Annotated in this window: 7 protein-coding genes, 1 pseudogene and 1 riboswitch; of the genes and pseudogenes, 6 read left to right on the top strand and 2 right to left on the bottom strand. The window is 69.1% G+C overall.

The features are described from left to right. The 6 genes and pseudogenes from H0U68_RS23020 to H0U68_RS22995 all read left to right on the top strand — a co-directional run. A pseudogene (locus H0U68_RS23020) lies at positions 1–225 on the top strand (hypothetical protein); the annotation flags it as partial. Then, positions 222–833: a cysteine dioxygenase family protein gene (locus H0U68_RS23015; RefSeq protein ID WP_296359232.1), complete on the top strand. Its 612-nt coding sequence runs from the start codon at positions 222–224 to the stop codon at positions 831–833. The pseudogene H0U68_RS23020 and the gene H0U68_RS23015, both read left to right, overlap by 4 nt. Further along, entirely contained in the window at positions 830–1,888 is a 1,059-nt protein-coding gene (locus tag H0U68_RS23010) for an iron-containing redox enzyme family protein (protein ID WP_296359231.1), read from the top strand. The genes H0U68_RS23015 and H0U68_RS23010 overlap by 4 nt, the downstream gene beginning before the upstream one ends. After that, positions 1,888–3,156 carry an amino acid permease gene (locus H0U68_RS23005; RefSeq protein WP_296359230.1) on the top strand — a complete coding sequence of 423 codons (1,269 nt, stop codon included), beginning with the start codon at positions 1,888–1,890 and terminating at the stop codon, positions 3,154–3,156. The genes H0U68_RS23010 and H0U68_RS23005 overlap by 1 nt, the downstream gene beginning before the upstream one ends. After that, positions 3,146–4,531 carry a SidA/IucD/PvdA family monooxygenase gene (locus H0U68_RS23000; protein ID WP_296359229.1) on the top strand — a complete coding sequence of 462 codons (1,386 nt, stop codon included), beginning with the start codon at positions 3,146–3,148 and terminating at the stop codon, positions 4,529–4,531. The genes H0U68_RS23005 and H0U68_RS23000 overlap by 11 nt, the downstream gene beginning before the upstream one ends. 38 nt (positions 4,532–4,569) lie before the next feature. Then, positions 4,570–5,775, top strand: a complete 1,206-nt coding sequence (locus H0U68_RS22995; protein ID WP_296359228.1) for an MFS transporter — start codon at positions 4,570–4,572, stop codon at positions 5,773–5,775. Positions 5,776–5,812: 37 nt separating this feature from the next. Here H0U68_RS22995 and H0U68_RS22990 read toward each other — a convergent pair whose 3' ends face one another. Both H0U68_RS22990 and metH read right to left on the bottom strand, forming a co-directional pair. Then, the gene (locus H0U68_RS22990; RefSeq protein WP_296359227.1) at positions 5,813–6,247 is read right to left on the bottom strand and encodes a glycine zipper 2TM domain-containing protein; all 435 of its coding nucleotides are present in this window, start codon (positions 6,245–6,247) and stop codon (positions 5,813–5,815) included. Between the two features lie 77 nt (positions 6,248–6,324). Further along, a complete protein-coding gene (gene metH / locus H0U68_RS22985; protein WP_296359226.1) occupies positions 6,325–9,060 on the bottom strand; it encodes a methionine synthase in 2,736 nt (911 codons plus the stop codon). 76 nt (positions 9,061–9,136) lie between these two features. After that, a riboswitch (S-adenosyl-L-homocysteine riboswitch) is annotated at positions 9,137–9,214 on the bottom strand. Positions 9,215–9,352 lie beyond the last annotated feature (138 nt).

The following is a 9,352-nucleotide window of genomic DNA, read 5'->3' as shown; positions in this document are numbered from 1 at the left end:
GTCGTGCAGGCGCTGAACTGGCTGGCCCGCGCCAACGCGGCGCCGCCGCCGGCGCTGCTGGCAGCGCTGGCCGCGTTCAGCGCGCCGCTGATGCCGCAGTTCGCATGGGACCTCGCGCATTCGCTCGGCCTGGCCGACGTGCCGCGGTGGAGCGAGCTCGACGCCGTGAACGCGGTGATGCCGGCCTCGCTGCCCGTGCTGTCGATGGAAGTGCAGGCGGCATGACGCAAGACGTGTTTTCCGACGAAACGCTCGCGCGGGTCGCGGCCGAGGTGGCGCGGGTCGGCGGGCGCGACATCGCACCGATCGGCCAGCTGCTGGCCGACTTGGGCGGCATGCTACCGGAGGTGCGCCGCGCGCGCGCCATTCCCGAAGGCGAGCCGTACTGGCGCGCCCCGCTCTACCGCACCGACGCGCTGGAGATCGTGCAGATGGTGTTCGGCCCCAAGCAGGAATGGCTGCCGCACGACCACGGCCGCTCGCCCGGCTGGGTCTACGTGCTGTCCGGCGAGGCCGAGCACGTGCTGTATGAATTCCAGGACGACGGCACCCTGCACGAGGAGCGCCGCGAGATGCTCGCCGAGGGCAGCCTGACCTTCATGCCCGAAGGCCTGATCCACACACTGGGGCCGGCGGCCGACCGCCTGAGCACCATCTTCGCCTACGCCCCGCCGATCAAGGGCATGGGCGTGTACGACCCGGCCGCCGGCTGCGGCTGCATCGTTTCCGACGACTGCGGCGCGTGGTGGCCCACGCGGCCCGACCACATGGTCCGGCAATTCCGCTTTCCCGCCAGCAACCCCACTGAATCCACCAAGGAGAGGACGTCATGACAACACCCGCCCGCCAGAAATCCGGCTACCTCGAACGCATCGAGGCCCTTCTGTACGACCCCGACATCGGCGCCAGGCTCAACGAACCGGCCTTTCGCGCCCTGCCCACCGAGGTGGGCGAGCTGGCGACGCGCGCCTTCATGAAGGATTCGGTTGCCGACCAGCAGCACGTGCACGAGGTGCTCTACGCCATCAACGTCGCCTCGCTCGCCCTGCCCTGGGAACACAAGGCGGTGCAGGTGGACCACCCGTTCATCGCGCAGATCCGCTACGCCATCGAAAGCGCCTGGGACCGCGCCGACCGCCAGCGCCACAAGGCCTTGCTGGATAGCCTGCCGCCGGTGGAGAAATTCGAGGAGTGGGTCACCAGCCACATCCGCGACCACAGCTCCAACGTCAGCCATCCGCTGTTCCGCTTCCTGAAGGAAGACGCCACGCGGGACCAGCTGCGCCTGTTCTTCTTCCAGGAGTCGCCGTTCGACATCTTCCACGCCGACCTGATCACGCTGATGATGCCCGGCGTATACGGCCAGATGAAGGCCGAGATGGCCCACAACTTCAACGACGAGATGGGCGATGGCGCCGGCGAGGCCGCGGTGCACCGCACCATCCGCATCGAGACCGGGCGCCAGATGGGCATCGACACCGACGCGCACATCCGCCAGATCAACCGCTTCGTGGCAGAGGAGCTGGCGCTGTCGAACATGTACTTCGACGGCATCAAGAACCGCGGCAAGCTGGTGCAGGGCATCGGCATGATGCTGGCCACCGAGACCATGGTGCCGGGCCGCATCAACCACCAGATCCAGGGCTTCCGCCGCAACGGCATGGACGGCGACCAGATCTACTACCTGACCCTGCACGCCGAGGTGGACGTGGGCCATGGCGCCGACTGGATGCGCAACGTGGTGCTGCCGCTGGTGCGCAAGCACCCGGAGACCATGCGCGAGCTGATGCTGGGCGTGGAGCGCCGGCTGTACCAGGCCGGCGCCGTGTGCGACCGCATGATGACCTACCTGCGCGACGCCGAGCCGGCGACCGTCGAGGTCGCCTGATGGCCGCCCCGAAAGGCGCCCTCGGGCGCATCCAGGGCATCGCGCTGTACGTCGGCGCGGTGCTGGGCTCGGGCGTGCTGCTGATCCCGGGCGTTGCGGCGGAAATCGCCGGTCCCGGTTCGCTGCTGGCCTGGGGCGCGATGGCATTGCTCACGCTGCCGCTCGCGCTGACCATGACGCTGCTGGCTGCCCGCTATCCGGGCGGCGGCGGCGTGGCGACCTTCGCCGAGAAGGCCTTCGGCAAGGTGACGGCGGCCTTCACCGGCTGGCTGTTCCTGCTGGCGGTTCCCATCGGCACGCCGCTGGTGGCCATCATCGGCGCCAGCTACATCAGCACCGCCTTCGGCTGGCCGGAGAGCACGCGCGTGTTCTGGGCGGCGGCCATCGCGCTCACCGCCTTCGGCTCCAACTACCTGGGCATCCGCATGGCCAGCAAGGTGCAGGTGGCGGTGGTGGTGGCGATCACGGTGACGCTGCTGGCGGCCATCGTCGGCGCCGTGCCGCAGACCGAGGCCGCGCGCTTCCAGCCCTTCCTGCCGCACGGCATGCTGGGCGTGGCGCAGGCGATGGCGCTGCTGTTCTGGTGCTTCATCGGCTGGGAGGCGGTGACCTACCTCTCGGGCGAGTTCAGCAACCCGGCACGCGACCTGGTCCCGGCGGTGGTGATCGCGGTGGTCGTGGTGACGGCGCTGTACCTCGGCACCGCCTACGTGATCGTCGGCACCGGCCAGTACGGCGGCCGCGCGAGCGAGGCGTCGATGGTGCTGATCATCAAGGCGTCGCTGGGCGACATGGCGGGCGCGGTGGCCGGCGCGGTGGCGTTCTGCTCCTGCGTGGCGGTGGACATCGCCTACGTCGGCGGCGCCTCGCACCTGGCGCGCGCGCTGGCCGAAAAGGGCATGGCGCCGCAGTTCCTGGGCAAGACGCATGCGCGCTACGGCACGCCGGTCGGCGGGCTCGCGCTCATCGCCGCCGGCACCACGCTGGTGTTGATCCTGAGCTTCTCCGGGCTGCTCACGGTGCGTTCGCTGATCGCGCTGCCCACGGCCAACTTCATCCTGACCTACGTGCTGGGATGCGCGGCCGGTGTCTGGCTGGCACGCGGCGCGGTCGAGCGCATCCTGGCGCTGATCGCCCTGGTCGCCAGCGTTGCGGTGGCGCCCTTTCTCGGCTGGGCGCTGCTCTATCCGCTGCTGATCGGCGTGGCCGTGATGCTGATCGTCAACAAGAAAGCGCCGGGAACGGTGGGGGTGGAACGTGAAGCATGACACGCAGTACGACGTCGTCGGCGTCGGCGTCGGGCCGGCCAACCTGAGCCTGGCCGCGCTGCTGCATCCGGTGGCGGACGCGAAGGCGCTGTTCCTGGAGGCGCGCGACGACTTCGCCTGGCACCCGGGCCTGCTGATGTACGGATCGACCCTGCAGTCGCCGTACCTGAAGGACCTGGTGACGCTGGTCGACCCGTGCAACCCGTTCAGCTTCTTCAACTTCCTGGTGAAGAGCCGGCGCGCCTACCGCTTCCTGGTGGCCGACCCGCCGGCCGTCAGCCGGCACGAGTTCGCGGCCTACTACCGCTGGGCGGCGCACGCGCTGCCGTCGGTGCGCTTCTCCTCGCCGGTGCGCTCGGTGCGCTTCGAGGACGGCGCCTTCAGCATCGAGACGGCGGGGGCCGCCACGGTGCGCAGCAGGCACCTGGTGCTGGGCTCGGGCGCGCAGCCCTTCGTGCCGCCGCACATGAAGGCGCTGCTCGGGCCGAAGGCCTTCCACGCGACCAACTTCCTGGACCGCGAGCCGGACCTGGCGGGCAAGACGGTGGCGGTGATCGGCGGCGGCCAGACCGGCGCCGAGATCGTGCAGCGCCTGCTGGGCCCGCGCAGCGGCGGCCCGGCGCACGTGATGTGGGTCACGCGCCGGCCGAACTTCCTGCCGCTGGACGAGTCGCCGTTCGCCAACGAGTACTTCACGCCGGCCTACGCCGACTACTTCTATTCGCTGCCCGCCGAGACGCGCATCGCGCTGAACGACCAGCAGAAGTACGCCAGCGACGGCGTCAGCGAGAAGCTGCTCGAGCAGATCTACCAGCGCCTGTACGAAATCGATTTCATCGAGGGCGACACGCTGGGCTACGAGCTGCTGGCCGGGCGCGAGCTGGTGGCCGCGGAGCATGCGGCGGGCGGCGTGCGGCTGAAGCTGCAGACCGAGCACTCCAGCGAGGAGCGCCACGCCGACATCGTGGTGTTCTGCACCGGCTACAAGCACGGGCTGCCTGACTACATGTCGGCGTTCAAGCCGCTGATCGAGCACGACGGCACCGGCACGCCGGTGGTGCGGCAGGACTTCTCGCTGGCCTGGGCCAGGGAGGCGACCAACCGCATCTTCGTGCACGGCATGGCGCGCAACTTCCGCGGCGTGGCCGAGCCCAACCTGGGCCTGATGTCCTGGCGCAGCGGCAACATCGTCAATGCGCTGGCAAGCCGGCCGGTGTACGACCTGGCCACCGTGCCCAGCCCGGTAAGCTGGCCCAAGGTGCCGCACCCGCCGGCCAGCCCGGAGGTGGTGGCGCAGCAGCAGCAGCAACAGCACTACCCGACCGGCAACGCCGTGGGCAGCAGCGCGCTGTCGCGGGCGCCTGGGGCGGTGTAGCAGCAGCGGCGGCATGTGGCCGATGCACAATCGGCCGCATGTTGTCCGCACCGCTTTCCAGTCCGCCGCTGCGGCGCGGCTGGGTGGTGTGGCTCTCGGTGGCGCAACTGGTCACCTGGGGCAGCGTGTTCTACACCTTCGCCCTGCTGGTGGCGCCGGTGGAGCGCGAACTGGGGCTGGCGCGCGCCGAGTCGTCGCTGGCTTTCAGCCTGGCGCTGCTGGCCGAAGGCCTGCTGGCCTACCCGGTGGGCCGCTGGATCGACCAGGGCCACGAGCGCGCCGTGATGACCGGCGGCTCGCTGCTGGTGGCGCTGGGCCTCGCGCTGCACGGCCTGGTGCACAGCGCCCTTGCCTTTTATGCCGTCTGGGCGCTGCTCGGCGCCGGCCTCGCGGCCACCCTGTACACGCCGGTGTTCTCGATCGTCACGCGGCGCTTTCCCGACGATTTCCGCCGCGCCATCATCACGCTGACCTTCCTGGGCGGCCTGGCCAGCACGGTGTTCATTCCGCTGTCGGCCTGGCTGATCGATGCCTTCGGCTGGCGCCACGCCCTGTGGGTGCTGGCCGCGCTGCAGCTGGGCGTATGCGCGCCGCTGCACGCGGTGCTGCTGCGCGATGCGCCGGGGCCGCGCCCCACGCCGCAGCAAACCCCGCGCCAGGCCGCGCATTCGCCGCGCACCCTGCTGCGCAGCGCGCCGTTCCTGCTGATCGGCGTGTTCGTCGTGGTGATGATGGCCATCCAGGCGGCGCTGCCGCCGCACATGATCAGCCTGCTGCGCGAAAGCGGCCTGCCCGAGGCCTGGGTCATCGCCATTCCGGCCAGCGTCGGCGCGCTGCAGGTGGTGGGCCGGTTGCTGCTGTATTTCTTCGAGCACCACTTCGACCTGCACCGGGCCAACCGGCTGATTCCCTGCCTGGTGCCGCTGGCGATCGCGGCGCTGCTGGGGGGCGCCGCCCATCCGGCGGCGGCGCTGGCCTTCGTGGTGCTGTACGGCCTGGGCAACGGCATGATCACCATCGTCAAGGGCACGGCCATCGCCTACTACGTCAGCCGCGAGCACGTGGCGTCGCTCAATGGCGCGCTGGGCCTGCCGGCCGCCGTGTCGCGCGCGGCGGCGCCGCTGCTGCTGGGCCTGCTGTGGATGCCGCAGGTGGGCTACCGCTGGGGCCTGGCCGTGCTGCTGGGAGCGGCCATGCTCGCGGTGGCCGCCCTGTGGGCAGCCCAGCGCCGCACCGTCGCCTGAACCCTGCTCTTGCCGGCAACAGGCAGCCGGCGGCGGATCAGGCCCGCGAGAGCACCTGGCCGCGCACGTGCACGACGTTGCCCGAGCCCCAGCCGGGACGCGCGTCCTGCTCGAAGCGGCGGATGCTGCCATCCCTCATCTTCACGGTGGTGACCCACATCGCCCTGGCGTTGACGTGCTTTTGCACCTCGTTGCCCGCATAGCCGCCGGCCACCGCGCCGCCGACGGTGGCCACGGTATTGCCCGTGCCCTTGCCGATCTGGTTGCCCAGCAGGCCGCCGACCACCGCACCGCCGACGATCCCGACGGCGCCGCCGTTGCCCTTGCGCTTTTCCTGGACCACCGACTGCACCGTGGCGCAATCGTGGCAGTTCTGCAGCCGGGCGCCCGGCCCGGTGGACTGCACGTGATGGGGCTGGGCCGAGACGGCGGCGGCGTACAGCACGAAGCCGGCGCACAGGAGTTGTTTCATCGCGTTCTTTCGAGAGTGGTTCACTTGCAACGTTTGCTGAGTTGATCCGGCGGACGGCGCTGCTGGTAAAGCCTGCGTCACAGGTTGGGGGCCAGCAGCCGCTGCAGCTGCGCCACCTCGGCGCCGCGGCGCTTGGCCTGGTCCCGCAGCTGGTCGTCGCCGATGCGCCCGACGCTGAAATACGTGCTGTCGGGATGGCTGAGGTAGAAGCCGCTGACGCTGGCCGCCGGCAGCATGGCCATGCTCTCGGTCAGCTCCATGCCGATCTCCTCGCACTGCAGCAGGCGGAACATGTCCTGCTTCACGCTGTGGTCAGGGCAGGCCGGATAGCCGGGCGCCGGCCGGATGCCGCGGTACTTCTCGGCCACCAGCTCCTCGGCGCCCAGCTGCTCGCCCGCCGAGTAGCCCCACAGATCCTTGCGCACGCGCTCGTGCAGGCATTCGGCGCAGGCTTCGGCCAGCCGGTCGGCCAGCGCCTTGAGCATGATGGCGGAGTAGTCGTCGTGGTCGTCCAGGAAGTATTTCTCCTTCTTGTCCACGCCCAGGCCGGCGGTGACGGCGAACACGCCGACATAGTCCTCGGCCACGCCCGTGGGCGCGACGAAGTCCGCCAGGCAGCGGCTGGGCCGCATGCGGCCGTCGATCTCCTGCTTCTCGGTCTGCTGGCGCAGGCCATGCCAGGTGAGCACCGGTTCGCCGCGCGACTCGTCGGCATAGAGCTGGATGTCGTCGTCGCGCACCGTGTTGGCCGGCCACAGGCCCATCACCGCGCTGGCGGTCAGCCAGCGGCCTTCGATCAGGCGCTTGAGCATGCGCTGGCCGTCGGAGAACACGCGCACCGCCTCGGCGCCGACCACTTCGTCCTTCAGGATGCCGGGGAAGGCGCCTGCCAGGTCCCAGGTCTGGAAGAACGGGCCCCAGTCGATGTAGCGCGCGAGCTCGGCCAGGTCGAAGTTCTTGAACACGCGCCGGCCGATGAACTTGGGTTTCGGCGGCGTGTAGCTGGTCCAGTCGATCGGCGTCTTGTTGGCGCGCGCCTTGGCCAGCGGCCACAGCGGCACCTGCTTTTTGTTCGCGTGCAGCGTGCGCACCTTGTCGTAGTCGGCGTTGACGTCGGCGATGTAGCGCGCCGCCTCGTCCGACAGCAGGCTCTGCGCCACGCTCACGCTGCGCGAGGCGTCGGGCACGTAGACGACCGGGCCTTCGTAGTGCGGCGCGATCTTCACCGCCGTGTGCACGCGGCTGGTGGTGGCGCCGCCGATCAGCAGTGGAATCTTGCGGATGCGGAAGTGGTCGTCCTTCTGCATCTCGCTGGCCACGTACTGCATCTCTTCCAGCGACGGCGTGATCAGCCCCGACAGGCCGACGATGTCGGCGCCTTCCACCTTGGCCCTGGCCAGGATCTCGTGGCAGGGCACCATCACGCCCATGTTCACCACTTCGAAGTTGTTGCACTGGAGCACGACGGTGACGATGTTCTTGCCGATGTCGTGCACGTCGCCCTTGACGGTGGCGATGATGATCTTGCCCTTGGCGCGCACGTCCTCGCCGGCGGCTTCCTGCTGCTTCTTTTCTTCCTCGATGTAGGGAATGAGGTGGGCCACCGCCTGCTTCATCACGCGGGCGGACTTCACCACCTGCGGCAGGAACATCTTGCCGGCGCCGAACAGGTCGCCCACGATGTTCATGCCATCCATCAGCGGCCCTTCGATCACGTGCAGCGGCCGGCCCTTCCTGGCCAGCACCTGCTGGTACATCTCCTCGGTGTCGGCCACGATGTGGTCGTTGATGCCGTGCACCAGAGCGTGCGCCAGGCGCTGCTCCACCGTCAGCGCGCGCCACTCGTTCTTCTTGCCCTCGTCCTTGGCCGCGCCCTTGGCGTTTTCGGCGATCTCCACCAGGCGCTCGCCGGCGTCGGGCCGGCGGTTCAGCACCACGTCTTCCACCCGCTCGCGCAGCTCGGGCTCCAGCTCGTCGTACACGCCCATCATGCCGGCGTTGACGATGCCCATGTCCATGCCCGCCTGGATGGCGTGGTAGAGGAACACGGTGTGGATGGCTTCGCGCACCGGATCGTTGCCGCGAAAGGAGAAGCTCACGTTGGACACACCGCCGGAGACCTTGGCGCCCGGCAGGTTCTGCTTGATCCAGCGCACCGCGTTGATGAAGTCCACCGCGTAGTTGTTGTGCTCCTCGATGCCGGTGGCGATGGCGAAGATATTGGGGTCGAAGATGATGTCCTCGGGCGGGAAGCCGACCTCGTCCACCAGGAGGCGGTAGGCGCGCTCGCAGATCTGGACCTTGCGCTCGTAGGTGTCGGCCTGGCCCTTCTCGTCGAAGGCCATCACCACCGCGGCGGCGCCGTAGCGGCGGATCAGCCGCGCCTGGCGGCGGAACTCGGCCTCGCCCTCCTTCATGGAGATGGAGTTGACGATGCCCTTGCCCTGGATGCAGCGCAGCCCGGCCTCAATGACTTCCCACTTGGACGAATCGACCATCACCGGCACGCGCGAGATGTCGGGCTCGCTGGCCAGCAGGTTGAGAAAGCGCACCATGGCCGCCTTGCTGTCCAGCATGGCCTCGTCCATGTTGATGTCGATCACCTGGGCGCCGTTTTCCACCTGCTGGCGCGCCACGGCCAGCGCCTGCTCGAACTGGCCGGCCAGGATCAGGCGGGCGAACGCCTTGGAACCGGTGACGTTGGTGCGTTCGCCGATGTTCACAAACGAAGCTCTTGGGGACAGATCTTCAGCTCTGTCCCCAACTGAATAAGCGGGCCCGATCACCGTCGGCTCCAGGCCGGCCAGCTTCATTGGCGGAACAGCCGCCGCGGGCGCCGCGGAATGCGTGGGTTGCTCTTGCTGCTGCATCTCACCTCCAGGGTAGGTCCAAAGGTGAGCGCGGTTGGGACATCCTCAAGCCTGACGCTAGGCAATTTGCCTACGCGCTGCAGCGCTCCTTGAGCTAGGATGATTTTAGAGCAATGGCCCGCCCGCGCAGCCGGGGGATTTCGCATGCGCATTCTTCAGAACATCATGGGCCGGGGCGCGAAGCCCCACGCCAGGCCGCACGCCGAGGCCCAGGGCGACGCGCCCGACACACGGC

This window comes from Ramlibacter sp., from assembly GCF_013697775.1.
GTDB lineage: Bacteria > Pseudomonadota > Gammaproteobacteria > Burkholderiales > Burkholderiaceae_C > Ramlibacter.
This window is presented reverse-complemented; position numbering and strand designations above follow the sequence as displayed.

What these genes read in the sequence shown, in the direction of transcription:
- H0U68_RS22995 (WP_296359228.1), top strand. Translation starts at nt 4,570, where the DNA reads ATGTTGTCCGCACCGCTTTCCAGTCCGCCGCTGCGGCGCGGCTGGGTG.
- H0U68_RS23005 (WP_296359230.1), top strand. Translation starts at nt 1,888, where the DNA reads ATGGCCGCCCCGAAAGGCGCCCTCGGGCGCATCCAGGGCATCGCGCTG.
- H0U68_RS22990 (WP_296359227.1), bottom strand. Translation starts at nt 6,247, where the DNA reads ATGAAACAACTCCTGTGCGCCGGCTTCGTGCTGTACGCCGCCGCCGTC.
- H0U68_RS23010 (WP_296359231.1), top strand. Translation starts at nt 830, where the DNA reads ATGACAACACCCGCCCGCCAGAAATCCGGCTACCTCGAACGCATCGAG.
- metH (WP_296359226.1), bottom strand. Translation starts at nt 9,060, where the DNA reads ATGAAGCTGGCCGGCCTGGAGCCGACGGTGATCGGGCCCGCTTATTCA.
- H0U68_RS23015 (WP_296359232.1), top strand. Translation starts at nt 222, where the DNA reads ATGACGCAAGACGTGTTTTCCGACGAAACGCTCGCGCGGGTCGCGGCC.